At 58.5% G+C, this 26551-nt stretch carries 24 protein-coding genes and 3 pseudogenes; 11 read left to right on the top strand and 16 right to left on the bottom strand.

Features of this window, described 5'->3' with window-relative positions:
- Window positions 1-279 precede the first annotated feature (279 nt).
- The 4 genes from CIB54_RS18095 to CIB54_RS18110 all read right to left on the bottom strand — a co-directional run bounded on the left by CIB54_RS18095 (window position 280) and on the right by CIB54_RS18110 (window position 6936).
- On the bottom strand, window positions 280-2631 hold the full coding sequence (locus CIB54_RS18095; RefSeq protein WP_101220539.1) for a TonB-dependent receptor: 2352 nt from the start codon (window positions 2629-2631) through the stop codon (window positions 280-282).
- Window position 2632: 1 nt separating this feature from the next.
- Window positions 2633-5035: a hybrid sensor histidine kinase/response regulator gene (locus CIB54_RS18100; protein WP_101220540.1), complete on the bottom strand. Its 2403-nt coding sequence runs from the start codon at window positions 5033-5035 to the stop codon at window positions 2633-2635.
- Window positions 5035-5853 (bottom strand): response regulator transcription factor, encoded by an 819-nt coding sequence (locus tag CIB54_RS18105; RefSeq protein WP_101220541.1) that lies wholly within the window; start codon window positions 5851-5853, stop codon window positions 5035-5037. Before CIB54_RS18105 ends, CIB54_RS18100 begins: the two co-directional genes overlap by 1 nt.
- Window positions 5854-5997: 144 nt before the next feature.
- Window positions 5998-6936 carry a LysR family transcriptional regulator gene (locus CIB54_RS18110; protein WP_101220542.1) on the bottom strand — a complete coding sequence of 313 codons (939 nt, stop codon included), beginning with the start codon at window positions 6934-6936 and terminating at the stop codon, window positions 5998-6000.
- Window positions 6937-7085: 149 nt separating this feature from the next.
- Here CIB54_RS18110 and CIB54_RS18115 point away from each other — a divergent pair, with 149 nt between their 5' ends.
- The 10 genes and pseudogenes from CIB54_RS18115 to CIB54_RS18160 all read left to right on the top strand — a co-directional run bounded on the left by CIB54_RS18115 (window position 7086) and on the right by CIB54_RS18160 (window position 16493).
- Complete coding sequence (locus CIB54_RS18115; RefSeq protein ID WP_101220543.1) at window positions 7086-7931, top strand: SDR family NAD(P)-dependent oxidoreductase; 846 nt, start codon at window positions 7086-7088, stop codon at window positions 7929-7931.
- 2 nt (window positions 7932-7933) lie between these two features.
- Window positions 7934-8092, top strand: coding sequence for a hypothetical protein (locus CIB54_RS18120; protein WP_332871800.1), 159 nt, complete (start codon window positions 7934-7936; stop codon window positions 8090-8092).
- Between the two features lie 265 nt (window positions 8093-8357).
- Window positions 8358-9034, top strand: a pseudogene (locus CIB54_RS18125) (type II toxin-antitoxin system HipA family toxin); the annotation flags it as partial.
- A 292-nt stretch (window positions 9035-9326) separates the two neighbouring features.
- Window positions 9327-10772, top strand: coding sequence for a hypothetical protein (locus CIB54_RS18130; RefSeq protein ID WP_101220544.1), 1446 nt, complete (start codon window positions 9327-9329; stop codon window positions 10770-10772).
- Window positions 10772-11578, top strand: a complete 807-nt coding sequence (locus tag CIB54_RS18135; RefSeq protein ID WP_101220545.1) for a hypothetical protein — start codon at window positions 10772-10774, stop codon at window positions 11576-11578. Before CIB54_RS18130 ends, CIB54_RS18135 begins: the two co-directional genes overlap by 1 nt.
- The gene (locus tag CIB54_RS18140) at window positions 11579-13069 is read left to right on the top strand and encodes a hypothetical protein (RefSeq protein ID WP_101220546.1); all 1491 of its coding nucleotides are present in this window, start codon (window positions 11579-11581) and stop codon (window positions 13067-13069) included.
- Window positions 13069-14124 (top strand): hypothetical protein, encoded by a 1056-nt coding sequence (locus CIB54_RS18145; protein ID WP_101220547.1) that lies wholly within the window; start codon window positions 13069-13071, stop codon window positions 14122-14124. The genes CIB54_RS18140 and CIB54_RS18145 overlap by 1 nt, the downstream gene beginning before the upstream one ends.
- Window positions 14125-14330: 206 nt before the next feature.
- Window positions 14331-14906 (top strand): TetR/AcrR family transcriptional regulator, encoded by a 576-nt coding sequence (locus CIB54_RS18150; RefSeq protein WP_101220548.1) that lies wholly within the window; start codon window positions 14331-14333, stop codon window positions 14904-14906.
- Between the two features lie 163 nt (window positions 14907-15069).
- A complete protein-coding gene (locus CIB54_RS18155; protein WP_101220549.1) occupies window positions 15070-15624 on the top strand; it encodes an OsmC family protein in 555 nt (184 codons plus the stop codon).
- A gap of 95 nt (window positions 15625-15719) precedes the next feature.
- Window positions 15720-16493: an SDR family NAD(P)-dependent oxidoreductase gene (locus tag CIB54_RS18160; protein ID WP_101220550.1), complete on the top strand. Its 774-nt coding sequence runs from the start codon at window positions 15720-15722 to the stop codon at window positions 16491-16493.
- Between the two features lie 75 nt (window positions 16494-16568).
- Here the strand turns inward: CIB54_RS18160 and CIB54_RS18165 are convergent.
- The 4 genes and pseudogenes from CIB54_RS18165 to CIB54_RS18180 form a co-directional block, all read right to left on the bottom strand.
- A pseudogene (locus CIB54_RS18165) lies at window positions 16569-16862 on the bottom strand (NAD-binding protein); the annotation flags it as partial.
- 89 nt (window positions 16863-16951) lie between these two features.
- Window positions 16952-17170 carry a tautomerase family protein gene (locus CIB54_RS18170; RefSeq protein WP_101220552.1) on the bottom strand — a complete coding sequence of 73 codons (219 nt, stop codon included), beginning with the start codon at window positions 17168-17170 and terminating at the stop codon, window positions 16952-16954.
- A gap of 27 nt (window positions 17171-17197) precedes the next feature.
- Window positions 17198-18304: an alkene reductase gene (locus tag CIB54_RS18175; protein ID WP_101220553.1), complete on the bottom strand. Its 1107-nt coding sequence runs from the start codon at window positions 18302-18304 to the stop codon at window positions 17198-17200.
- Window positions 18305-18340: 36 nt separating this feature from the next.
- On the bottom strand, window positions 18341-18673 hold the full coding sequence (locus CIB54_RS18180; protein ID WP_057725563.1) for a carboxymuconolactone decarboxylase family protein: 333 nt from the start codon (window positions 18671-18673) through the stop codon (window positions 18341-18343).
- A gap of 365 nt (window positions 18674-19038) precedes the next feature.
- Between CIB54_RS18180 and CIB54_RS18185 the strand changes: the two are divergent.
- A pseudogene (locus CIB54_RS18185) lies at window positions 19039-19230 on the top strand (aldehyde dehydrogenase family protein); the annotation flags it as partial.
- Window positions 19231-19294: 64 nt separating this feature from the next.
- Here the strand turns inward: CIB54_RS18185 and CIB54_RS18190 are convergent.
- The 8 genes from CIB54_RS18190 to CIB54_RS18225 form a co-directional block, all read right to left on the bottom strand.
- Entirely contained in the window at window positions 19295-19999 is a 705-nt protein-coding gene (locus CIB54_RS18190; protein ID WP_101220554.1) for a helix-turn-helix transcriptional regulator, read from the bottom strand.
- A 2-nt stretch (window positions 20000-20001) separates the two neighbouring features.
- The gene (locus CIB54_RS18195) at window positions 20002-20934 is read right to left on the bottom strand and encodes an NAD(P)-dependent alcohol dehydrogenase (RefSeq protein ID WP_101220555.1); all 933 of its coding nucleotides are present in this window, start codon (window positions 20932-20934) and stop codon (window positions 20002-20004) included.
- 194 nt (window positions 20935-21128) lie between these two features.
- Window positions 21129-21899, bottom strand: coding sequence for an L-rhamnose 1-dehydrogenase Lra1 (locus tag CIB54_RS18200; protein ID WP_101220556.1), 771 nt, complete (start codon window positions 21897-21899; stop codon window positions 21129-21131).
- Window positions 21900-21927: 28 nt separating this feature from the next.
- Window positions 21928-22986, bottom strand: a complete 1059-nt coding sequence (gene rhaT, locus CIB54_RS18205; protein WP_101220557.1) for an L-rhamnose/proton symporter RhaT — start codon at window positions 22984-22986, stop codon at window positions 21928-21930.
- 40 nt (window positions 22987-23026) lie between these two features.
- Window positions 23027-23347 (bottom strand): L-rhamnose mutarotase, encoded by a 321-nt coding sequence (gene rhaM / locus CIB54_RS18210; protein ID WP_178084424.1) that lies wholly within the window; start codon window positions 23345-23347, stop codon window positions 23027-23029.
- The gene (locus tag CIB54_RS18215) at window positions 23347-24228 is read right to left on the bottom strand and encodes an amidohydrolase family protein (RefSeq protein ID WP_101220558.1); all 882 of its coding nucleotides are present in this window, start codon (window positions 24226-24228) and stop codon (window positions 23347-23349) included. The genes rhaM and CIB54_RS18215 overlap by 1 nt, the downstream gene beginning before the upstream one ends.
- Window positions 24229-24298: 70 nt before the next feature.
- Complete coding sequence (aldA, locus tag CIB54_RS18220; RefSeq protein ID WP_101220559.1) at window positions 24299-25732, bottom strand: aldehyde dehydrogenase; 1434 nt, start codon at window positions 25730-25732, stop codon at window positions 24299-24301.
- An 11-nt stretch (window positions 25733-25743) separates the two neighbouring features.
- Window positions 25744-26544, bottom strand: a complete 801-nt coding sequence (locus CIB54_RS18225) for an aldolase/citrate lyase family protein (protein ID WP_101220560.1) — start codon at window positions 26542-26544, stop codon at window positions 25744-25746.
- Between the last annotated feature and the right edge of the window lie 7 nt (window positions 26545-26551).

The following is a 26551-nucleotide window of genomic DNA, read 5'->3' on the forward strand; positions in this document are numbered from 1 at the left end:
ACCAAAAAGGCTCTTGCCCCACCACTCGGCACCTCGCTCAGGCTCGGTGTGCCCGCAATCCGACATTGATGTGGGGGGCCGCCGCCACGCGCCATCCATGGCGCGGGGCGGCTAAACCGGCGTCCTGCCGGTTTACCCCCCACATCAATATCGAATTGCGGCCAGCGTGGTTTAACGGGGCGCCTGAGATCAAGATCAAAAGCAGATCAAGATCAAGAGCGGCTCGCTGCGCATCGTGGTTAGCGTTGGGCGCTACAGCGTTGTGTAGATACCTATGGGTCAGTAGCGAAGCCTGACGGTGGTGCCCACGGTTCGTTCGCTGCCCGTCATGACGCCGTAGTCACCGGCGCCGAGCAATGAGTACACGGCGCTAATGTACTGGCGGTCGAAGACGTTGCGCACCCAGCCTTCCACTTCCCAGGCACGGTCCTGGCTGCGTAACCCAAGGCGCAGGTTGGTGAGGCCGTAGCTGGGTTGATAGCTGCCTTCGCCACCTTCGAGGGTGCCGTAGTAACCGGTCCTGAAGCTGTAGTCGATTCCGCTGTAGGCTTGCAATCCATACGCCAGCGAGTGGACGTGGGCCAGGCCGGCGCTGAAGCTCCATTGCGGCGCGTTGTAGAGACGATCGCCGCTGAGGTCGCAAGTCCATTGGCCCGAGGCCGGTGGGCACGGGGCGTTGGGGAAGCTGCGGTAGCGCGCATCGTTCCAGGCCAGGCCCAGGCGTGCGGTGAGTGGGGCGGTGAGTTGCCAGGCCGAATCCAGTTCGATGCCGCGCAGGCGGACTTTGCCGACGTTGATCAGGTTGTCGCGCAGCGGTGGCGCGAACAGCGAGGTCGGCGGGCTGTAGGTGAGCGCCTGGTAGTGGTCGACGTCGGTCTGGTAGACGGCAAGGTCGAGCATGGCGCGGTCCTCCCAGAAGCGCGTCTTCACGCCCAGTTCCAGGGCCGTGGCGCGTTCCGGTGCGAACGTGGGGGCGGTAAACGGGCCGACCACGTCGAAGTTGATTCCGCCGGCCTTGTAGCCCCGCGACCCACTGACGTAGCCCATCACGGCATCGTTGAAGCGGTAACTGGCGCTGAGCAGGCTGGACAGGCTGTTCTCTTCAATCGAGTCGTCACGGTAATAACCACCGCCGAGTGCGATCCCACGCAGCAATTGCCCGCCCGCCTGGAAAGCCTGTGGTAATCCATTCAGCGGAGCGAGGTTACTGACGTCGCGCGCGATCCAGCCGTCCTTGCGCTCCTGGCTGTAGCGCAGGCCGCCGGTGAGTTCCAGCGGATCAATCGGACGCCAGGAAACCTGGCCGAAAAGGGCGCGGCTTTCGCTTTTCTGCTCGCCATCGTACCGTTGCCGGGCGCCCTCCAGCAGCATGGCCGGCACCTGGTCTGGCGCGGTGAAGGCAATGCCATAGTTTTTTTTCAACGACGCCAGTTGGTCGCCGACGAACCATGGTGCGGCGTCCTTGCCGAATTCGACGTCGATCCTGCGGTGGAGCTGCTGACGCAGGTAATAGAGCCCGGCGACATAGTCGATGGACGGGCCTGCGGTGCCCGACAGACGCCATTCCTGGCTGAACTGCCGGTGATCCAGCGCGGTTGCGGACGCGGCCACCGACAGCGCCGTGCTGTCGCCGTCGCGGGTAGCGCGGTAGTCCCAGTCGCGGTAGGCGGTGATGCTGGTAAAACGCATGGCCTGGTCGAAGTCCCGGTTCAATTCCAATGACACGCCGTTCTGCAGAGTCCGCGGTCGGCCCGGTGCGTCGATGCGTGTCTCGCGCCGGTAAGGGGAAGGCTCTGCCAGCGAATAGCCAAGGAACTTGGCGCGCTGGCGCGTCTGGGCGCTGTAATGATTGGCCAGCAGTACATTGCCGGCCTCGTTTTGCTCGGCATGGTCGGCGATCAGGCGCGCGCTGAAATCCGGGCCTGGCGTCCACAGCAATTGCCCGCGCAGGCCCTGGCTGTCGGCGTCGCCGAGGCGGGTGCCATCCTGCAGGTTGCGCACGGCGCCATCGACCGAACGGTTGAAAACGTTGAGTCGCCCGGCCAGTACGTCACCCTGCAGCGGCCCGGAAATAACGCCGCGATATTCCCGCAAACCGCGCTCGCCCTGGCTGGCCTCGAGGTTGGCTTCGGGTTCAAAGGTTGGCGGGCGCGTGATGATGCTCAGCGCGCCGGCGCTGGTGTTTTTGCCGAACAAGGTGCCTTGCGGCCCGCGCAGGACTTCGATGCGCTCGATGTCCATCAACTCGGTGAAGGCCATGCCCTGGCGCGCCTGGTAAACGCCATCGACGTAGGTGCCGACGCTGCCTTCCAGGCCATCGTTGTAGGTGGTGGCGCCCAAGCCGCGCAGTCCGAACCCGGCGAAGCGGGCGTCATGACCGGACACCACCAGGCCGGGTACCCGCTGTTGGATGTCCTGGAACCGGTGCAGGCCGGCCTCGTCCAATTGATCACCGTAGAGCACGCTGATCGGGATCGGCACGTCTTGCACCGCCTCTTCACGGCGCCTGGCGGTGACGGTTGATTCATCCAGCGTGAGCGGGCCGGGTGCCTCAGCCCCGGCATTTGCCGGCGCCCAGGGCAGTGCCGCAAGGCAGCCAACCCAGAGCAGCCGATAACCTGGACCCGGCATGCTAAACCTCCCTGGCCATCTCGCGACGCACCGTGTCCGGGCAGGCCAGCGTCTTGACCCAGGCCAGCAATTCCCGGCTGTCGGCGGGCTTGAGCAGTACCGCGTCGAACGCCAGGGCATCCGGATAATCCTGCGGCCTGCGGGGCGGGACCGCCGAATACAGCATCACGGGAAGAGGGCCCCAGTGATCGCGCACCTGCCGCAGCAGTTCCCAGCCATCCATGCCGGGCATCATCTGGTCGCTGATCAGCAGGTCGACCGGTTGTGCGGCCAGGCAGGCCAAGGCAGCTTCGCCGTCCGCCGCCATGCTCACGTCAAAACCGTAGCCAGCCAGCAGGTCATACAGCCATTCGCTGTTCTGCTCTACGTCATCTACCAGCAGAACATGCTTGCCCCGGCCGTCGAGCGGCGCGGCGTTGTTGTCGACGATGCCCAGTTCCAGATCCTGCTCCCCGGCGCAGTTGAGTCGCAGGCGAAAACTGAAGTGGCTGCCGCCCCGTTCACTGGCGTGCGGTTCGAGCCGGCTGTCCATGCGCGCCAGCAACTGCGTGACAATCGACAAGCCCAGCCCGCTGCCCTCATGGTGCTGCGCATTGCGGCCACGGCGGAACGGTTGCAGCAGGTGTTCGAATTCGTGTGGATCGATGCCGATACCGGTGTCGATCACGCTGAAGTACAGCTCCACGCGCTCGGCAGTCGCGCCCGGCTGAGCGCTCACTTCGAAACGGATCTGGCCGTCGCGGGTGAACTTTGCCGCGTTCGCCAGCAGGTTCATGAGGATTTGCCGAAGACGTGTGAAGTCGGCCTCGACCAGTGGCGGCAGGTCATCTGCCAGCACCGCTTCGAAAGTGTTGCCCTGGCGCGCGGCCAGAAAGCCGGCCTCATCGGCGATCTCCTTGAGGAAGCCGTACAGGTAACCCGGCGCGAGGCTCAGTTGCATGTGCTCCAGTTCGCCACGGGAAAATTCGAGCATTTCATCGATCAGTTCCAGTTGCTGGCGGGCATTGCGTTCGATCGTGGCTTGGTAATCGCGGTTCGGCCCGGCGTGCAGCAGGCGCGCATAGTCGATGATGCGCACCAGCGGCGAGCGCAGGTCGTGGCTGATCCGCGCCATCAGGGCGCTGCGCGCCGCCAGCGATTCGCGCAACTGCGCGGTGCGCAGCGCGACGGTGCTTTCCAGGCGTTCGTGCTCGGCCTGGCGTTGGTGTTCGAGGCTGGACAGCGCGTGCTTTTCACGGTCGCGGCTGCGCGCGACTTCCATGATCAAGGTGCACACCAGCAACGCCACGCCTGCCAGCGTGGACGATAAGCTGTATTTGCTGTGCGGCGACTGCCAGGGCAGCTGTTCCTGAGGGAAAAAAATCCGCATCAGCAATTGGCCCAGCAAGAGCCCCGGCACCAGCCAGGCCATCGAGCTGTAACGCAGGCGTCTGCGCCAGGCCATGACTAACGTGGCGAGCAACACGGCATAAAAGCTCATCAGTGACCATTGGATGAGTTGTGCGCCCTGGACCGGATCGACGTTCAGCCACCAGAGCCGGCCCAGAAGGCAGCCCGACAGGGGCACCCAATAGCTCCAGCCAATGGCTTTGGGCAGGTGCGATACCTGCAACAGCACACGCATATAGGCCAGGAACAGGATGAACGAGACCACGCTGGCGCAGGTCAGCCACTCGCGCGTCCAGCCCAGCGCGGCGGGCCAGTAGACCAGGTAGCCATTGAGGATGCAGGTCAGCAGAATGTAGCTGAGCACCGCGCCCGCGTTCACGCTCAGCAATCGGGAGCGCAGGATCCAGCCGACGATCAGGCCGAACGGGACGACCAGCAGGACAATGCCAAGGGTGAGTCCGTCGCTCAGGTAGGTCTGTTGCTGACTGCGCAGCAGTGCCGGTTCGGACCACAGTTGCGGCTCCAGCAGCATTTGGAAATGGCTCGTCACGCGGATGAGCACAGTGACGTTTTCCCGCGCGGCCAGCGAGATCGGGAACGCAGGCTGACGCGCGGGGGGCTGGGGCCATTCGGTCAGGGGGTGGGCGCTACCGGCGTGTGCATCGCTCCACTGTCCATCGGCGCGCCGGTAGACGCGGATGTCTTCCAGGCGCGGCGCCCCGACCACCAGCAGGCGCGAACACGCCACATCGCTCGCGTTGGTGAACTGCACGCGCAACCAGAATGCGGAGCGGCTATAGCCTTGGGTCGGCCAGCCTGGGCGTGTGGCGGCGAAACGCGCTTCGGGCAGTCGAGCAACGTCTTGCACGCTCAAGCTGGCCTGGGTGTCCTCGAAAATGTGCAGCATGGGCATCAGGTCCAGGTGCTCGGCCTGGCAGATATCCACGGGGGCGGCGCGCAGCAGGCCTGCGGATAACAATGCCAGCGTCAGCAACAGGAACTGTAGAAGCCGCATCAGGCGTGCTCGTTGCCCAGGGCGTGCTGGCGAAACTGACTGGGCGTCATGCCGATTCGCTGGCGGAATGCGGTGGCGAAGTTGCACGCATTGCGAAAGCCCACCAGTTCGGCCACGTCCTGCACACTCATGGCGCTTTCGCAGAGCAGTGCCTGGCCACGACGCAGCCTTGCATCGCGAATGTAGGCGAACACGGTCAGCCCCAAATGCTCACGGAAAATCGCGGAGAGGCGTTTTTCATGGGTGCCGACTTTTTGCGCAAGGCAGGGCAGGGAAGGTATGTCGTCCAGTTGGTGTTCAATCACTCGCATGGCCGCCCTCAACACGATTTCATCGCCTTGCGGTGCTGGCTCGGTCAGGCTGGCCTGAAGGGGCGGCGGCGCTCGCCAGGTCAATTGCAGATGAATCCTGATGCGCGCCAGGACTTCCTCGGGCGCATAGGATTTGGGGATGTAGTCCACCGCGCCCACGGCCAGCCCTTCGAGGCGTTCCAGTGAGGTATTTGCCGATGACAGGAACAGGATCGGCGTATGCCGGGTGGCCGGCGCCTCGCGTAACAGCCTGCACAGGCTGAAACCGTCCATGTGTGGCATGTGAACATCCAGCACGATCAGGTCCGGGCCCAGGGCGAGTGCCCGTTGATAGCCCTGATGGGCATCGCTGGCCACCGAAACGCGCCAGGGCTGGGTCTTGAGCAGAATGAGCGTGGCACGGATATCTTCAGGGGCATCGTCGATCAGCAGAATATGCGGCAGCGCGTCGCACGCGCCCGCGTCCTGCGCAGTCGTTGCCCGCCTGTCGTAGTGGCCATTGTTCATTCGCCAGGTTCTCTTATCGGTTTTGTTGCCGCGACATCGCCAGCGCGCCCCGGGGGATTGGCCAGCAGGCATTCGCTCAAGCGTTGCCTGCCTGCCGGATTGCCGCACTTTAGAGCGTTTTGCAACGATAAGTCACGTCACGCTTCAGCTGACCTGGACGGCCAGCGTCCTTTCAACCCGGGAGTCTGCGTTGAAGTCGAGGAGGGAGATAAAGCTGTCCATCAGCGGTGTTTGGTTGAGGGTGTTCCAGCTCATATATAAGCCGATCGACGGGTTGGGGGCGGCGGTCAACGCAGAGATCCGGCGAAACAGGACCTTGTCGCGCATGATTGAGTTGGCAATTGATTCAGGCACCAGCGCGACGCCAAAACCACAGGCCACCAAGCCGATCAAGGTATGGATCTGTGCGGCTTCCTGCACCACCTTGGGATAAAAACCGGCAGCTTCGCACAAGGCGATAAGCTGACTGTGATAGCCGGGCCCCAAGGCTTCGGGGGTGAATACGAAGTCTTCCCCGGCGAAATCCCGCAAGTCGATCCGGCCCTCCTCAGCCTTGGGGTGATGGACGGGCAGCGCCAGCACGATCTCTTCATTCAGCACTAGACGTGATTGGAAGTTTTGCGCCGAAATCGGCAGCTGGCGCATGAAGGCGATATCCGCTTCTTCGCACAGGATGGCCTTGGCCTGACTGGCGGAGGGCATCTCCCTGATGACCAATTGGACCTTGGGGAAGGTCTCGCGGAACTGGCGCAAGGTATTGAGCAGCGACTCGTATCCGGCGATCGATACTGCGGTCACCGTCAGTTTTCCCGCAATCCCTTCGGACACTTGACGGGCACGTTCGATGCCCAGCTCCAGCTCCTTGAGCGTGCTATAGGCAGCCTTCAGGAACGCACCCCCGGCGGGGGTCAGGTTGACCCCGCGTTTATTCCGGTTGAACAACCTGAACCCCAATTTATCTTCCAGCCGATTGATCGCCTGGCTCAAAGGCGGCTGGGCCATGTGCAGGCGGATGGCAGCCTTGTGGAAATGCAACTCTTCAGCCACGGCGATGAACTGGCGCAGCAGGCGGGTTTCGATCATTTCTTCTGTTCCTTCATTGAACTGATCAGCAGGCTTACAGGGACCCGACATTAACTTGATATTAATCAGGTATCAACTTTGGCCGCCCTTAGTATTAAACAGGTCCGATAGACATTGTTAGGATGAAGGCACTCCAGAGGAAATAGCCAATGAACTTTACAGGAAGAACTGCAATTGTAACGGGTGCGGGTCGAGGCCTCGGCTTTAGTTATGCGCAATCGTTAGCCGCGTTGGGCGCCAACGTTGTGATCAGTGATATCGGCGCAGACAAGCTGGGCGCGGGGGGCGATGGCTCGATTGCCATGGATGCGGCACAAACCCTTAAAGACAAAGGGTTGCGCGTGGTGGGGCATCACGGCGACCTGTCCACCGAACAGGGTTGCCAGCAATTGGTGGACAAGGCGATCGAGGCATTTGGGCAACTCGATATCTTGATTCACAATGCCGGTTGGGTCGGTTATCAACCCATTGAAGAGGCTGACGCAACGTTTATTGGTCGCGCGGTGGATATCAATATTTATACGCCCGTATGGTTATGTAAATTTGCCTGGAAATATCTGAAACACTCTACTGCTGCGCGGGTCGTGCTGACGTCCTCCGACCGTGCGATGTATCAGCATTATGCGCAACCGGGCCTGGTGGCGTACGCCGCCGCAAAGATGGCCCAACTGGGCATCATGAATGCGTTGAGCATGGAAGGCGCGCCAGTGGGCATCCTGGTCAACGCGGTATCGCCGGTTGCCAAGACGCGTATGTGGGGCGTGACCGAAGAACCGGAAAACCTCAAGCCCGAATGGGTAGCGCCGGGTGTGGTCTTTCTGGCATCGCAGCAGTGCAATGATACGGGCTATGTCTTGCGCGCCAGCAACGGCCAGTTTACGGCGACGCGGTTTGTCGAAAACCCGGGTGTCGACTATCCCGTCGATCTGGCCCGAGTCAAAGCCGCCAGTGCCGAGCAGGTTGCCCAACGTTGGAACGAAATCAAGGAGTGTTGAATATGCCTGCTCGGGAAGCGCCACGTCTTTTTTTCGCCTGTCAGGCCGATTTGGGCGAAAGCCCGGTCTGGGATGAAACCTCTGCGTGTCTGCTGTTCGTGGACATCAGTGGCGGCTGGATCAACGCTTTGGGCCCACAGGGCAACCTGACACGCCTGTGATATGCGAGCGTTGTTCATTACCACCGCCGAAGTTGGGATGTCTGCGAACGAGCACGCGGACTATCCGGAGGCGGGCAACATCTACAGCATTCGGTTGCCGATGGCAGGAAGGCCGCGCTACCGTTTCAAGGTACATAAATCCAATAATTGTGGCTAATCACGGAAAATAATCCATAAGCCCCAAAATCAGGGGGGCTATGCAGCTGAATAGAAGCGCGTGTCAATTCTATAATTTCAGGCACTGACGATTGGCTGGGCACACACCATTGAAATGGTCTACGCCGAGTGCCTGCGCATGTGCGGTATCGAACCCCCCCCAAACGCAGTACTTCAGTCTGCCCGATGGGTTGGCGGCATTTGCCAGTAAGCGATTTGACCGCCAGGATGGCTTGCGCAGACCCATGTAAAGCCTTGCGGCCTTTACCGGGGCCGATTCCCGCTCGCCGGGCGTGTTGGACTACGTCAACTTCCTGCGCGCAACACAAATGTGTACCAACGACGTGCGAGAGATGACGGTCGCCTTTGAACGTGCAGTCTTCAACGTTGCGTTCCACAACCGAGACGATCATCCCAAGAACTTTGCAAGACGGTCAGCGGAGACTGTCGCCGGCTTACGATGTGACCTTCTGCGAGGGACCGGGTGGGTATCACCAGATGGATGTGATGGGGGAAGTCCTGTCGATTTCCCGTACGCACATGCTTCGGCTTGCCGAGGAAGCCGAGGTCCCCCCGGAGGTTGCCGGCAGAATGATTGACGGCATTTTTGATGTGGCGAGCCGGTTTGCACGCATTGCCGAGGATCTGTACCCAGAGGTAAACACTCAAGAAACATTGCGCACGATCCAAGGGCGCATTGATCAGAACGTCGCTCGGCTAAACCAAGGTCACGCGAGTAGCGGTCGCCGTTCTGATCCGAAGTCACAAATCTTGGATCGCAAGTGAACCTCTCAAACACGACTTTGCGACATAGTTGTCTTTCGGCATCGTTGGGTAGCCACGCATGGGCGGGGCACCCCAACGCGCCAATCGCGGCACTGACCATTTGTCCAAAACAATACAATTCTGTACTGACCTGTTGCCCTTATCTGTGCGCATTGGCATTATTTCGCCATCACTCGATGCCGGCGCAGGGATGGCCGCGACACGCTGCCTATTTCTGTGCGCCTAATTCGGCGCCAGCCTAGCGCTCATCTATCTCTGCATACCCCACGTCTAACCTTTTGCGGTTCTATAAATGAGTTTCATACGAAAGCTCCTGGATTTCATTGTCCGACTATTCGGTCGCAAGGATGAGCCTGATAGCGATGTATTGCCGAAAATTGATCCTGAGAAAATCCAGAAAGAGCTGCGCGTCGTTGAGCTGGCGCGGCTTCGCGGAGCTGCCGGAGTGCCTTCTAGTACTGCGACGCAGCTTTCAGATGTCGAGCACAGCATTCGGGGCAAGCTGGGCGGAATGCGTGAACAAATACTCAAGTATGGTGAGCGATCCCTAAAAAGCGCCGATAACCGCTTGGGCGCCATTGATGTGACCCGCGACATCAAACGCACTATCGCACTTGGCGAGGAGTTTGAGCGAAACGCCGATCAGGACATTTCCAAAATGGATGGCGAGCTGGCGGAGCTTCAGCAAGCAGCCGAAGGCAAGGCCCATGCGCTCGAGACTTTCCGTGAGAAAAACAAGTTGCAGTGCAGGACTGCTGATGCTGCTGATGGGGATGCCAAATGGAAGAACGGCGGCTTGCTGTTTGCGATGACGGTAGCCGAAGGCTTTGGAAACGCCTTTTTGTTTTCTGAGGGCATGGCCAGCGGATATGTGGGCGGGTTTGTCACCGCATTAATGCTATCGGCGTTCAACGTGTTCGTATGCTTCTTTCTGGGCCGGGCCGGCGCCTATAAAAACCACGTCAAACCGTCCCGGATGTTCGCAGGCTATTTTGCGTTCGGTGCGGCAGTTCTCAGCATGGTCACCGTTGGCTTAGGAACAGCCTATTTCCGTTTTGTACTGCCTCAACTTGAAGATGAATCGCAATCAGCTGTCGATTTGATTCTTGCTTATTTACACAATTCAATCCTTCCATTTCAGGACATCAGCTCATGCGGCCTATTTGCGCTGACGCTCATTTTTGGAGTGGCAGCAGTCTATAAGGGCTACACCTGGACTGATCGTTATCCAGGGTACGCGAAGGTTTACCTGGCTTACGAAGACGCTCAACGCCGCTATGTCTTTGCTATTGAGGCGCTGCGAGATCTGCTGGAGCAGCGCAAGCTCGAATCCCTTCTCCTGATCGATCAGAACGTTGATCGTGCAGCGGCGGCCATTCAGAACTTCAAGCGGAGCATGAACCAGAAAACGATCATCAAGAAGGTCGTGGATGAGCGGATGGTACTGGCCGATGAAACGCTCACTAACCTGGTCCGCAAGTACCGGATTGAGAACGAAATGGCCCGGCCTCGCGACAATCCCCCTCCGGCCTATTTCGACGAGCCCGTGACATTTGTCGAGGTCACCATACCTGACTTCGGCACCGAGAAGGATGAGCTCAAACTCGCTGAGCAAGAACGCTTGATGAACGAAATGATCGCCAGCCTGGAAACGATCAGGGCGCGAATTCAATCGTCGTTTAATCAGAAATACGATCAGGTGCAACCGTTGCAGCAACTTATTTCAGGGAGAGCATAATGGCAATTTATGCCAAAAAAAAAGGGCTTTCCGGTAAAGCTGTCGGCTTATTGGTTGGTGGTATCGCCGTAGCTGCGGCTGGCGTGATGTTCTATATCAATGCCACACGTGAAACCTTCGATAAGGAGACGCTATGTCCATCGACGGGTCCCAAAGGGCAATACGTGGTGCTCATTGATAACACCTCACCGTTCCCATTTACCCAGAAAATCGCTTTAGGCCAACGGCTTAAAACGATGGTCACTGAGGAGCTCCCCGAAGGTTATCTGCTCTCGGTATTTCTTCTCGGTGAAGACTTCAAAAACAACGAAAAACCGTTATTCGAGCGCTGTAATCCCGGTCAGTGGAAGGATAGGAACCAGCAGACGAGCAACAAAAAATTTGTTGATCGCGACTTTAATCAAAAATTCGTAAAGCCGTTCGACGACATCGTGCACAACATCTCGCTAGAAGAACGCAGCAAGAACTCCCCCATTTTCCAAATGCTGCAGCTGGTTGGCATCAATGGGTTTGAACGCGCGCATGTGTCGGGTGAGCGGAGGCTGGTGATTTACTCCGACATGCTGGCGAACATGCCGGAGTTCAGCATGTATAAGGCCAACCTGCCGCCGTATGCGGACTTTCGTAAGACCGCTTATGGACAAAATGCAGCGGCACCGGGCCTGCAGGGTAGCAGTGTAGCAATCAACCTGCTGGCAGCCGATCAGAAAGCCCTACAGAACACCAAGCTCTCCATGTTCTGGGAGCAATACTTTCAAGATAACGGCGTATCTGTGGAAGGTTTTTCCCGGGTCGAGGGGCTATGAGTGAGCATCAATAAATTGATCAAGCGCGTCAGCACCTACTTTGCGCTCGCGGTGCTGCTGAAAATCAGTTTGTCCGTAGCCAGCCTGAAGTTAAATGACCCTCTTTGGCTAGGTTTGGTCTTTCCTCTGACGGTGATGGTCGCGTACTGGGTCATCGGCTATGTCGTTCGAGAAAAATGGGACAAGCAACTCACCCTGGCTAAGTTTGCCGACTCGGTTTACTACCTGGGTTTCCTGTTCACCGTCGCCAGCATCATTATCTGCTTGCTGGACATTGAGAGCATGGGTGACAACCTAAATGGTATGGCCACGCGGTTCGGTGCCGCGATGGTCAGCACAGCACTGGGTATGCTGGCGCGGATTATTCATACCGGGTTTCGTATCGACGCTAATGATGCGGTCAGAAGCGTCGAAGAACGTGCGATTCATGCAGCCGAAAACCTGACTATCTCCTTTGACAACACCTTTCAACAGCTCGAAGTCTTCCGGGACAAGGTTGACGTCGCCTCTCGCGAAGCCGTGCAGAGCGTGAAGGAGCAGGTGAAAGCGTTGTATGAGCACAACATCACCGCCACCGACGCTTACTTTGCCAATGCTACGCAGCAGAGCAATGACGCCTTTGCGCTGATACTTGAAAACACCCGACAATCCAGCGCCAACTTGTTGAGCACGATCAATGAGCTGACCCAAAAGAGCGCTATTACGCTACGGAAGATGGAAGACAATGCCATGGATTTCGGCACGTTGGCGCGTGATCGCGTGGAGCAAATGATCTTTCCTGATGACCTGTTCACCCGCAAGTTGGGTGGTTCAATCGAAACATTGGCAGGCACAACAGACAGTGTGAATGAGGGCGTTGCCGCCTTGGCCGATGACGTTAAAACCGCTACGCGCCAAGTCACCACCGCTATTCGCAGCTTGAATGCCAAGACTCAAACACTTGAGGAGAACCTGGTAGCCGTCGGTGTCATCGTGACGAGCCAGGAGCGCCTGGTGGATGCGATGAAACTACAGAGTAAAGAGGTGATGGACAGTGTTGAACGCGTACAGAAAGAGTACTTGGACTCGCTGGACGACCAGCAAGAAGAGTACCTCAACGAAATCAAGGCTCGTCAGCAATCGGTAGAACGCATTGCAGATAAGCTGGATGCTTTGAATATCCGCATTGAAAGCGCCGATACTGTAGAGCGCCTGGGCAGGGACATCGCCGATGCTCTGAAAGGTGTGCGCGAAGTCAGCCAGAACAACCGGGAGATTTTGGCGGATAATCTTGAGCAGAGTTTAGCGCCGCTGGTTCGGGCTCTGGTTGAAAGTAACGAGAAATACCAGGTGGCTGCGAATCGGATGGAGGAGAGCAATCGTTCAGTCGAAACCGCGCACGGCCAGTTGGATGCGCTGATTAACAAGATTGATGATCTCACTGCGGCAGAGCCGCGCACATCCAATCACCCTGTTGAGCCAGAGGGCCTGGCTGAAGTGAGATCCGCCTGATGAGCGGAAAGAATGATCAAGTGTTTCAGCTCTCGCTGACCGAGATCTTTATCATCGTCTGCTTCATATTGCTGCTGCTGATGGGGTACCAGATTTTTAAGTTAACCCATAAAAATCATGCATTGAATGAAAAGGTGTTGGCTTTCCAGGATCTCGATGTACGTGAGAGTGCGATCAACAAGGCGGCCGAGGCACTGAAAGCGCGTATGACTGCGTTAGGCGTGCGTAAGCCCGATGAGATCATCAGCAAGCTGGTGGACGCATCGAGAACAACAGCAGAGCTGGATCGCTTGAAGGTACTCATGACGCAAAAAAACCAGGAACTGACTGCACTCACGGCAATTGAAAAAGCCTTGATGGAGGTTGCTGGGCAGAAAAAAGGCGCCGACGCCAAGCAGCTCATTTTAGAAACGATGATGTCGTTTGAGCAGCTAAAAAAGCTGGTTGTCGATTCTGCTGATGAAAGCGGCGTACAGCCTACGGATGTGGTGAAACGCGTCGCGGCGCTCAAGGCTCAGTCCGAAATGCTAGCAGCTGCATTCGGGATAAATGCCGACCAGACGAATGACCAGTTCCAAGAAACGATCAAACACGCCGTTGCCCTTGCACAGGCGGAGAAAAAAAACGGTGTGAGTCCAATTGAATTGCAGAAGTCCAATAAAGACTTACGAGGCCAGGTTCAGTTCTTGCAAAACCGCCTGAACAAGGGGCGGGGCGGTGACCTTCCTCCGTGTTGGGTGAATGAAGTCACCGGTAAGGCTGAGATGTTCCTCACTGTGAAACTGAGTGAAAACAATCTTTCATTCGAACCCGCATGGCCGCCAGCGCGTCAGGAGGATGCGATGGCGTTGCCAGGAATTACAGAACTGATGACCAATACCACGCGTACGTATGAAAGCTTTACTCAGGCGGCCAAGCCGGTGTCCGATTTGGGCACACAAAAAGAGTGCAAGTATTACGTGCGATTGATGAGCCAGATTCAAGATGCGGTTACCTCTGATCGGCGCCGACTTATGGTTGAGAATTTGTTTTACAAGGTCGAAGTCAGGCGATAGAAACGTGCTGGCGTGCCCCTGAATCGCTGCGGGTTTGCCGGCGGGATTCTGAATCTGTTGCCCAATCAAGGAGTGAGTGTTTAGCGATGAAGGAGTCTGGATGACGATCACCTTGCTTAGTATGCGTTCTGCATGAGGCTCGCACACTGTCAACTCACGGATGACTGATTTATGATGGCCGATTGATAAAATCTGGATGCGGCATCATGAGTACACGTTCCGACCTTCTGAGCAGCGCTGAAATCCTGCTGCGTACCAAGGGCTACGCAGCCTTCAGCTACGCTGACCTTGCTGCCCAAATTGGTATCAAGAAGGCGAGTATTCATCATCATTTCCCAACCAAGGAAGGCCTTGCGATTGCCATCGTCGAGAGCTACCTGTTCCGGTTCAGGAAACAGTTGGAGCAGATCAATGACGAGAACTCGGATGTCATTGCACGCCTGAACGCGTTTGTCCTGATGTTTGCACAGAGCAGCGCAAACGGCTTGTTGCCGTTGTGCGGCGCGCTGGCTGCCGAACTGATGGCCCTGCCGGACAGCCTGCAGCAGCTGACACGACACTTTTTCGAGATACATCTTGAGTGGCTTCAGGCCAATATCGCGCTGGGGCAGTCGAACGGGGAGCTCAAGGCGCAGTTGGACGTCAACAAGGTCGCCAGGCTGGTTCTGAATACGCTGGAGGGCGGCAGCTTCGTGGCGTGGGCGATGAGCGACCAGTACGAGCAAGCGTCCGGATTTGATTTTATTCTCGAGGCAATGTGCACACTGCCTAAACCCCACTGACAAGTTAATGCGTTGAAAAACCTCGTCTATTCGAGGTTTTTTTTGGTTAATAAATCAGCGTTGGTATAAGGATTAGTTGTGGCTGTTGATTGAATCCCTACTAGTTGGTAGGCTTGTTGTATTCCGAGCAAAATGCCCGGCCAGTCCGAAGAGGAATGTACACATGAGCACGAACTTGAACGGTATCGATGTTGCCGCACTCCAGCAGTTTGCCCAAGGCGTTGCCGAGGATGCGACCAAGCGTCATGCCAGTTTCAATGTCAAAACCCAATGGAAGGGCCAGACCCGTTCCGTCGCGAAGGTCAATCGCTACAGCCTGGCCGGCGAAAACTATTCACGAGATTTCGAAATTGCCGCCGACGAGCCAAACGAACTGCTGGGTCAGAACAGCGCACCCAATCCGCAAGAACTGCTGATGGCTGCGTTGAACGCGTGCATGTCGGTCGGTTATGCCGCCAATGCCGCAATGTTGGGCATCAAAATTCACAGCCTGGAAATTGAAACCGACGGCGCCCTCGATCTGCGCGGTTTCCTGGGCATCGACGAAAGCGTCAACCCCGGCTACGACGAAGTCAGCGTGGTGGTTCGCCTGCACACCGATGCGTCCCGTGAGCGCGTTGAAGAGCTGCATAAGGTCGTGCTGAAAACCTCGGTGAACTACGCCAACTTCTCGAAAGCTATTCGTATGGTGCCGACGTTGGAAGTGCGTGGAGGCTGATACAACCGTTTCGAACAAATAACCAACTGGCGTGCACCTGCGGCAATTGATTGCGCTGGTGCAACACTGACGAACCTGGAAATTCGGAGTCTGTAATGAACGATTATTTTAAAGGCAAAAAACTGTTGGTCGTCGGCGGTACCAGCGGCATGGGCCTAGAAACGGCCCGTATGATACTGAAGGCGGGCGGCAGTGTCGTGCTCACCGGCAGCAAGCAAGACAAGGCCGATGCGGTGCGTAACGAACTGAGTTCACTGGGTAACGTGTCGGTGATCGTGGCCAACCTGATGACCGAAGAGGGCATGCACAGCGTTCTACAAGACATCAACGCCAACCACAGCGATATCAGCCTGATGGTCAACTCTGCCGGGATCTTCATTCCCAAGCCGTTCACCGAGCATGATGCGGCCGAGTATGACATGTACATGTCCCTCAATCGTTCGACGTTTTTCATCACCCAGGCCGTGGTCAAGAACATGCTCGCCGCCAAGCGTGAAGGTTCGATTGTCAATATCGGTTCCATCGGAGCTCAGGCAGCGCTGGCCGGCTCGCCAGCCTCTGCCTACTCAATGGCCAAAGCCGGTTTGCATGCGCTGACACGTAACTTGGCGATTGAATTGGCGCATTCGGGTATCCGTGTCAATGCGGTTTCCCCTGGCATTGTGCACACCTCAATTTACGAGGGGTTCATGGACAAGCACGCGATCCCGCAAGCAATGACATCGCTTAACGCCTTCCACCCGCTGGGACGCGTCGGAGTGCCGGAAGATGTGGCCAACACGATCCTGTTCCTGCTGTCGGACAAAACTTCATGGGTGACCGGTGCCATCTGGGACGTGGACGCCGGTGTCATGGCCGTGCGCGCCTGATTTTCCGTGCCGCTGCAGGGGCTCACTCGATGCTTCCTGCGTCGCTGTGTTGCTGGGAGGTCCTTGAGGGCGAGGGTGTCCCATGTCGGGGTCGCGCACCACCAGTTTCAAGAAGGGGAAATGCTTCTGGGCCAACCGAGTCGGCGTCAGGTTGTCGTAAACGGTGTTTATCAGCACCAGGGCCTGGTCGGCTCCGACGGCGTGCAATAAATCGAGGCGTGTTGCGTCCCCGTAAAACACCTTGGCCCCGAATTTGCGCAACGTTTCGATAGGGTCGGGATCGTTATCGAGCACGATGGCCTCAAACCCGCACGAGATCAATAGACGCCCCGCAACCTGGCCGAAGCGACCGAAACCGGCAATGATCATGTGCTGTTCTTTTAGAACGGAAAAACTCCCCGCCGTTGAGCATGGCAGTGCTCAGCGGCGGGGAGTTGTGTCGCTTAAAGCTCAACCGCTTATTGACCGGCTTGCAGCTTCAAGACTTCGTTAGCCGTGATGGGCTTTCCAGCAATACCCCAGTCTCCGCTTTTGACCTCTTCGAAGATGACCCAGGTGAGGGCGCGCATGTTTTCGCCCTCCACCGAGACCATGGCGTCGGTCACTTTGCGAATGACCTCGGCCTTCTGTTCATCGGTAAAAACGCCTTCAATACCTTTGATAATCACGAGTGGCATGGTGTGTTCCTTGGGCTGGAAGTGAGATCAAGCCTGGGTTTGCGCGTATTCCGGATAATCCGTATAACCTTTGGCGCCGATGACGCCGTAGAACGTGGAGGGATCCGGTTTCGCCAGCGGCCAGCCGTTTTTCATGCGTGTCACCAGGTCCGGGTTGGAGATGAAGGCAGTGCCGAAGGCGATCAGGTCGAGTTCGCCTTTTTTCAACTCCTGGTCGGCGAGGTCCTGGGTAAAGCCGCCAGCGCCGATCAGGGTGCCACGGTAGGCCTCGCGGAATGCCGCGCCGAAGCCTTCAGGTGTGCCAGCTGCAGAAATGGTCGTCTGATAGTTAAGGTGCACGTACGCCAGATCGCGCTCATTCAATGCCGATGCCACGCTCATCCATGTCTCAGCCTCGCCGTCAAAGGCCTCCATATCGTAGATTCGACCGAAAGGCGAAACCCGTACACCGACTTTTTCTGCGCCGATTTCGGCGGCCAGGGCATCAACGGTCTCCAGCAGCAGGCGCTGGCGATTGGCGATGGAGCCACCGTATTGGTCAGTCCGCGTGTTCAGTTTGCTGCTCAGGAACTGATCGAACAGAAACGCGTTGGCCGCCATCACCTCGACGCCATCGAAGCCTGCATCCATCGCCCTGCGCGCAGATGCGACAAAATCCTGGATAACGCGCTGGACTTCATCGGTTGTGAGGGCGCGCGGTGCACTTGGCAGCACCGGGCCTTCTTTGCCAGGTTCGACCCAGGCGTAGACCATGGTCGTGGTGGCGGGAACGGTGCCCGACGAAACGGGCGCCGCGTTACCCGGTTGCAGCGACACGTGTGACAGACGGCCTACGTGCCACAGTTGGGCGAAGATCTTGCCGCCTTCAGCGTGCACGGCATCCGTGACCTTGCGCCAGCCTGCGGTTTGCTCGTCGGTGTAGAGGCCCGGGGTATACAGATAGCCACGGGCTTCTTCCGACACCGGCAGGCCTTCGGTGATGATCAAACCGGCCGAAGCACGCTGTGCGTAATAAAGCACGGTCAAACCGTTGGGAATGTTTTCCGGAGTGCGCGTGCGGGTCATCGGCGCCATCACCACACGGTTGGCTAATGCCAGGCCAGCTAAATCGTAAGGAGCAAACAGCTTATTCATGAGTCATCTCAATGTCGTAAGGGATTGAACGCAGGCTTATGATTTGTCGAACGCGTCCAGCACGTGTGTGCTGTAGACCAGCGCGGCACCGGCGTTCATGTTGATCGCCACACCCAGTGCTTCAGCGACTTCTTCGCTGGTCACACCGACTTTCTTGGCTTCGGCGGCATGGAAGGCAATGCAGCCGTCACAGCGGGTAGTCACTGCAACTGCCAGAGAAATCAGTTCTCGGGTTTTGGCATCCAGATGATTGGTCTTAGCCCCGGCGCTACCGAGCGCTGCCATGCCTTTCATGGTTTCAGGGGTGAGTGCATTGAGTTCCATCAGGCGAGCGTTGATGTCTTTGCGGGTTTGCTTCCAGTCTTGCATGGTGAGTCTCACTGTGTGTGCGGGATTAACTTAAAACAATGATACCTACTAGTTGGTAGGCGTTCAATTGTGTTTCGTTGATATAAACTATCAGTGAGATTTTTAATGGTGGAGAGCGCAGCGATGCCGATTGGCAGCACCGTAAAATAGGGGCGATTTTTCCTAAAACAGGCTGCCACTCGCCAGCGATCATTTCGTCCGGCTTGGGCAGGCAGCGTGAGCGGATCGACTGTTGCTCTTCATGGCTGCACCCACTGCACGCTATCAAACACAAAACCAGGGCTCAGAAATCCCGTTCCGGTTTTGCCCGACGCCACGCCGATTTCCAGCGTGTTGACACCTGCGTGCGTGCTGTTCACGAAGCCCTCGAGCCAGGCGGGAACGCCCGCTCAGAATTTTCGATGATGCCGACCTAGAGGCCGCAGAGGAAGGCACGCTCGTCCAAGTCTGCCAAAAACGGCCAGACCTGCGTCTGTATCAACCGTATCTACGTTCAGGATGCGATCTACGATGCCTTCGCAGAAAAAATCAAAACCGCAGTGTCTACGTCGAAGGTTCGCGCAACGCGCGCCTGGTGATTTTCGCCTGAGGCGCATCATCCGACCTCGTTTGTTCCTCCGATCAGCACTCCTTGCCAGAGCCGTTACAAGGCAAGACCTCATGAGCTCGCCATTCCTTGATAAGCTGACGTCGGTTACGACTATAGCGCTCGGCAAGCACTTCCAGTTGTGCGATGTCATCCATGGCGATCACGCGGAACCGGTTGTCCGCTTCACACCACGCCGACAGGAAGCGCTTTGCGTCTATGAAGCCCAGCATGATCGGCCAGATAATTTGTTTATCTGCCGGTGCGTGGGATATCGACAAGGTGATAAGCAGTTTGCGCTGATCACGCAATGCGAATCGGACTTCACTCAGGTCGATTGAAGTGGAAAGGTTGGAGTCGGCGCCCACATAGAACGTTTCGTCGTCAAAGGTGTGACGCATATCCAGAGGCAACACGGCATTGATTTTGGCCAACGCATTCTTTACCGCGAGGGCAAATTTTTCGTCTGTCTGACGATTGACCCACTGGGCACCTACTACAAGCGCCTGGATTTCTTCTTCTGTAAATGCAAGCGGGGGTAACAGAAAACCAGGTTTCAAAATATAACCTAAGCCAGGCTCACCCTCGATGTCGGCGCCCATCCCCTGCAACGTCACCACATCGCGACGTATTGTGCGCAATGAAACGCCCAATTCCAGCGCAAGTGTCTGACCCGACACCGTTCTACGATGTCGGCGCAGCACTTGCATCAGCTCAAACAAACGGTGACTCCTGGCCATGTCTACTCCATCGCGATGACACCTTTACCGCCGAGCTTACGGCCTTTCTCAAGCTCAGTGATAAGTCGAATCGCCTCGGCCATCGAAACGGTTTGGGCAACTCGGACGTTGTAGTGCCTCTCACTGGCAGCCTTGGCAAGCTTATCCAATATCTCGGCGCGCGGTGAGCCTATGACCATTTTGAGTCTGCGATCAAAAAAAGCGCGGACAAATTTACCTGGGCCGGGGTTTAGATCAAGAAATACGCCGCCCGGGTTTAGCGTCGCAACGCCTTCAGATATCGACAGCGTTGCCGCAGTGTCGTAAACCACGTCGAATCTGTTAGCAATATTCGATAGGTGCAGGTTCCGATAATCATAAACAGTGTGCATACCCAACGACTTTGCTTGCTGCATATCCCTGTCGCTGCAACTGCCCGAGACGACGGCCCCCTGCATCCGAGCTATTTGTACAGCTGCTTCGCCTACGGCTCCGGCGCATCCATTGACGAAGACATGCTGGCCGGCTTGCAGCTTGGCCTTGTCTATCAGCCCGTTCCAGGCAGTTACACCTGGGGTGCCCAGGCAGGCGGCGTGCTCGAACGGCACGTCATCCGGCTTATGGGCTAAAAAGGCCTCTTTTGTGATAACGGCATGACCAAACGCTCCGCTTTCCTTAAATCGGGCGAGTCCAAACACCGCGTCCCCGACCTTGAATCGCGTGACGCCGGCGCCGATCGATATAACCCTGCCAGAGAAATCCATTCCCATCGCGCGGGGGAATTTCCTACCGGTAACGATCTTCATTTGCCCAGTCCGCAGCTTCCAGTCAATTGGATTGATCGCTGAAAACTTGACGCTGACACCGACCTCACCTTCGCCTGGGTGAGGGAGCTCAAAGTCCTGGACCTGCATGATCTCTGGCCCGCCATATCTGCTGTACTGAATGCGTTTCATGATGCGTCTCCAAACTCCGGCATACGACTGGGGTTGTCACCGAGTGGAATCTACAGCGCAAGGCGGTCAGTTTTTGTCACCATTCGATCAGCTTTCTACTTTTGCGGCGCAGCCAATCAATGCATCCGCTGACTGGTCGACCGTAATCGCGGGCAAGCCCACACATTGGAAGTGTGATGTCTGGGAAGCGATGGTTACTGCAGGTTTACGAACAACCCGCCATCCACCAGCAACGAAGCGCCGGTCACATAACGCGCCATGTCCGAGGCGAGGAAGACGATCGGCCCGGCCACGTCATCGGGTTCGCCGAGGCGACCCAACGGCGTGCGCGAGGTCATGTAGGCGAGTTTTTCCTCGTCGGCCAGGTCGTCCTTGTTGATATCGGTGGCAATGGTCCCCGGCAGCACCGAGTTACAGCGAATGCCGTAGGGCCCCAGGGCAATCGCGCAGGACTGCATCAACGAATGCAGCCCGGCCTTGGTCGGCGTGTAGTGGGTTTGCATGCCGCCGCCCACTAGGGCACTGATGGAGCTGACGGCGATGATCGCGCCGCCACGGCCCTGGTTTTTCATCTGGTTGGCCGCCGCCTGTACGGCGAAGTAGGCGCCGTTGAGGTTGGTGTTGACGGTTTTCAGGTAGACCTCGCGGGGCATGTCGAGGAACGAATGGAACGGGCAGATGCCGGCGTTGTTGACGAACACGTCGACGCTGCCGAACGCCTTGACTGCGGCGGCCACCAGCTTGTCGCCGGTGTCCGGATCAGCCGCATCGCCCCCCACTTCAATGGCCTGGCCGCCAAAGGCCTTGATCTCTTCGATCAACGAATACGCCGCCTCGGTGCCTTGGCTACTACCGCTATTGCCGATAACCACGCGGGCACCCTGGCGCGCACATTCACGGGCGGCGGCGCGGCCGATGCCACGGGAGGCGCCGGTGATGATCACGGTTTTGTCTGCAAGCAACATAAAAACACTCCTTCAAAAATAAGCGGCATCAGCCGAGGTAATTGCCGTAACCGACCATGGCGATAGCGCCGAGGATCACCGCGATGCCGGCCATCAGTACGCCTTTGTTGGCCGCGCTGGTGCCGTGCCATTCGCGCAAATACAGGCCCCAGCCATTGGACACGATGATGATGAACGACATGTGCAGCACCCAGGAACTGGCGTCGTTCTGCAGGCGGCTTTCGCCCATGCCGTAGAAGAAAAACTGCAGGAACCACAGGGTGCCGGCAATGGCCACCAACAGGTAGTTGCCGAGCAACGGTGTGCTGCGGTCGGTGTAGTTATGGAAAGTACGGTTGCGCCAGTTCAGCCACAGGCACCAGATACCATTGGTGGTCAGGCCGCCCCACATAATCACCATGAAGGTCACGTTGTTCTGGAACAGGCTATTGGCGCCATGTTCCACTGCGGCGGCGGCCAGGGGCCGACCAGCGGAAATGCCGTAGCTGAAACACGCACTGAGCACGCCGGAAATCACCGCCACCAGCAGGCCCTTGCCCAGGGAGAACTCGCTGACACTGGCGAACTTCACCGCCTGGGGCACTTCCCGTTCCTTGATCAGCCCGGCTTTGCCGCACACCGCGATACCGATCAACGACACCGCCACACCCCACAACACCCAATGCCCGCCCTGAGAGGCCAGCATCGAGGTCAGGGTGCCTTCGGTTTCCTGGGTGAACAGGTCGCGGTACAGGGCCGGCATCAGAGCGCCAAGGGCCGAGGTGAGGCCCATGATCAACGACATGCCCAGGGACAAGCCCAGGTAGCGCATAGTCAGGCCGAAGGTCAGCCCGCCGATGCCCCACAACACGCCGAACATATAAGTCCAGAGCAGGGTGCCGCTGTCGGCCGTGCGCAGGATTTCCACCCAGCCGGGCACCGTCAGTTGGGCGGCGATCAGTGGCACGATCAGCCAGGACACCAGCCCGCCGGTGATCCAGTAGCTTTCCCAGGCCCAGCCGCGGACCTTCTTGTAGGGGATGTAGAAACTGCCGGAAGCGAAGCCGCCGATAAAGTGCAGAATCACACCAAGGAGAATGATTTCCACGTCGTTGAATCCTTTTTATTGTTGTTGTGGCTCGGTTGGATCAGGTGCGCGTCAGTTGGAACATGGGCAGCAGGTCGACACTGATTGGCGAGGCGTCCGGGTGGCTGGGCATGATGTCGTGCATGTAGGTCCACCAGCGTTGCATCAAGTCGGTGCCAGGCAGTTCATCCAGGCCATGCAAGTCCTCGTGGGTGAGCATCGCGAACAACGCGTTGGCCGGCTCATCGAGGAAAATCCGGTAATCCACCACGCCCGCGTCCAGCAGGGCCTGGGCCAGTTCCGGCCAGATCTGGTCATGGCGCCGGCGATACTCGGCGGCCTGGCCGGGGTTGAGGTTCATGCGAAAGGCACGGGTCTGCATCACTGGTCTCCATGGGGCGGCGTCGGTGTATAGATGCGCACCGCGTTATGCAGGAAAAACTTCGCTTGCACCGCCTCGGGTTTGTCGGCCATGCATTGTTTGACGAGCCCCAGGGTGGTGGCGAAGTTCGCCAGGTGATCGCTGTTGGGCCAGTCGCTGCCGAAGAAGCAACGCTCTTCGCCAAAGGCCTCCCACAGTACGGCCAGGCGGTCGTGGTAGAACGCCGTGTCGGTGATCAAACCGTGCGGCCCGAGCTGGGGGATTTCCGCCAGTTTGGCGAACACCTTCGGGCGCTCGGCGAGGCGCAGCAGGTCGGCGTGGTAGGCGGCTTCTTCACCCGCCGGCACTTGGGCGTTGGGCAGGTGATCAACGATGATGCGCAGCTGTGGCAAAGCATCGCTCAGGTGCAACAGCGCCTTGATCAAGCGCGGGTTCGGATTGGCACTGTCCAGGCCACGGCCGCAGGCGGCCAATTGGCGCAGGCCGTCGATAAAGCCGGGGCGAGTCTGGTCTTGCAGCAGGTCGCGGTCCCACAGGTTGCCGTAGCGCAGGCCGAGGAACAGCGGTTCTTCCGCCAACGCCTCGAGGTCGTCGGCGAAGTCGGCGTGCAGCGGGTCCAGGTTGCCGATAAAACCCAGCATGCGTGGCTCACTGCGCAGTGTGTCGAGCAGCCAGCGGTTATCGTCGCGCCACGGGCTGGCTTCCACGGCAATCGCGCCCACCACATTGTGTGGGCCGGCCAGGGCCCAGTAGTCCGCCGGCAGGTGCGCAGCGTACAACCGGTTGCCCGGCTCAGGCCAGGGGATGCCCTGGTGGCGGCGCGGATCAAACAGGTGCAAGTGGCTGTCGATGATCGGGCCGCTATAGAGCGTCAGGGGCATGGCGCAGTCCTTATCAAAAGCAAATTCGCAAGGGCCTGCACGCTAGCGTGCGTGGCCCGGTTTAACCCACTCAGCCCTGCAGGTACACCACATGCGTGTGGGTGTACTCGTACAGGCCGTGTTTGCCGTCGGCGCCGCCAATCCCGGATTTGCGCACGCCGGCATGGAAGCCTTGCATGGCCTCGAAGTTCTCGCGGTTGACGTAGGTTTCGCCAAAGTCGATCTCGCGTACTGCGTGCATGGCCTTGCCCAGGTCGCGGGTGTAGATCGACGAGGTCAGGCCGTAGTCGCAGTCATTGGCCAGGGCGATGGCTTCGTCAAGGTCGTCGACAATCTGGATCGGCAACACCGGGCCGAAGATCTCTTCGCGCATGATCTCCATATCGGCGCGGCACCCGGCCAAGACCGTTGGCTGGAAGTGAAAGCCCGCGCCGAGGTCGGCAATCTGCCCGCCGCTGACCAAGTTGGCGCCCTGGCTCAGTGCGGTGCGAACTTTGCGGTCGACGCTGTCGAGGCCCTGGCGATTGATCAACGGGCCCATTTCCACATCGGCCTGGGCAATCGGATCGCCATAGCGGGTCGCCGACATCGCCGCGCTGATGCGCTCGATAAACTGATCCGCGACCTTGCGTTCCACATACACCCGTTCGGCGCAGTTGCACACTTGGCCGGTGTTGATGATGCGCGAATCGCGGATGGCTTTGACCGCCAGCTCCAGGTCGGCATCCGCGAGCACGATGGCCGGCGCCTTGCCGCCCAGCTCCAGGTTGAGTTTGGTGATGTTCGGTGCGGCGGCGGCCATGATCCGCGTGCCGGTGGCGACGCTGCCGGTGAAACTGATCATGTCCACGCCCTTGTGGGCAGTCAGTGCACCACCGACATTGCCATCGCCGCACACCACGTTGAACACGCCGGCGGGCAGGTCGGTCTCGGCCACCAGTTTGGCGAATTCAAAGCAGTTGTTCGGGGTTTCTTCGCTGGGCTTGATCACGATGGTGTTGCCGGTGAGCAGCGCCGGCGCCATTTTGCGCGCGATCAAAAAAAACGGGAAATTCCACGGCAGGATGCCGGCCACCACGCCCAACGGTTTGCGGAACAGGAAGATATTTTCGTTGGGCCGGTCGCTGGTGATGATCTCGCCTTCGAGGCGTCGCGCCCATTCGGCCATGTAGTCGAGGTAATCGGCGGTGAAGTTCACTTCGACCTCGGCCAGGCCCGTGATCTTGCCTTGCTCCAGGGTAATGGTACGCGCGAGGTGGGCGACGTTTTCCCGCAGCTTCGCGGCGATGCGGCGCAGGTGCCCGGCGCGTTCGATCGCGGGTTTGCGGGCCCAGTCTTTTTGCGCACTGCGGGCAGCGGCGAGGGCTCGGTCGACATCGGCGGCGATGGACGCCGGCACCTTGGACAGCAAGGCGCCGGTAGCTGGGTTGAGCACATCGATGTGGCTATCGCTTGCGGTAAAGCGGCCGTTGATGAAGTTCTGGTAAACGGGAACGGATGACATGGGCAGGTTCCTCAGTAAGTGCGCGAAGGCGCTTGGGTGTCGGCAGCCGGGCGATAGCGGGCGAGGGTGGCCAGGGCGCTCTGGCGTAGCAGGCTGATATCAATGGCCACCGCGATAAAGCGGCAACCCCAGGCCTGATAGCGGCGGGCGTCTTCTTCATTGGGCGCCAGGATGCCGCTGACCTTGCCGGCGGCGAGGGTCGCATCCACTGCGTGCCTGATACGTTCCTGCACCTCGGGGTGGCCGGGGTTGCCGGCGTGCCCGAGGCCGATGGACAGGTCGGCGGGGCCGATAAACACCGCGTCCACGCCTTCCACGGCGGCAATCGCCGCGACGTTTTCCACGCCCAGGCGCGACTCCACCTGCACGACCAGGCACAACGCTTCATGGGCGGTGTTGAGGTAGTCCGCCACGCCATCCCAACGGGTGGCGCGGGTCAGGCCGCCGCCGACACCACGAATGCCGTGGGGCGGATAACGCATGGCACGCACCAGGGCCTGAGCCTGTTCGGCGGTTTCCACCATGGGGATCATCAGGGTCTGGGCACCGACGTCGAGCAGTTGCTTGATCAGGCTGGCGTCACCGTTGACCGCGCGCACCACCGGCGCGGTGGCGTACGGAGCCACGGTCTGCAATTGGCTGAGCACGCTGGGCACGGTATTGGGCGCGTGTTCGCCGTCGATCAGCATCCAGTCGTAACCCAGGCCTGCGACGATCTCGGCGGCGTAGCCGGTGGCAAAACCGGCCCAGATGCCGTATTGGGTGGCGTCCTTGGCCAGGGCGGCCTTGAAGCCATTGCGGGGCATGTTCATGACGGCG

The sequence above is a fragment of the Pseudomonas fluorescens genome (assembly GCF_002837185.1).
GTDB lineage: Bacteria > Pseudomonadota > Gammaproteobacteria > Pseudomonadales > Pseudomonadaceae > Aquipseudomonas > Aquipseudomonas fluorescens_AM.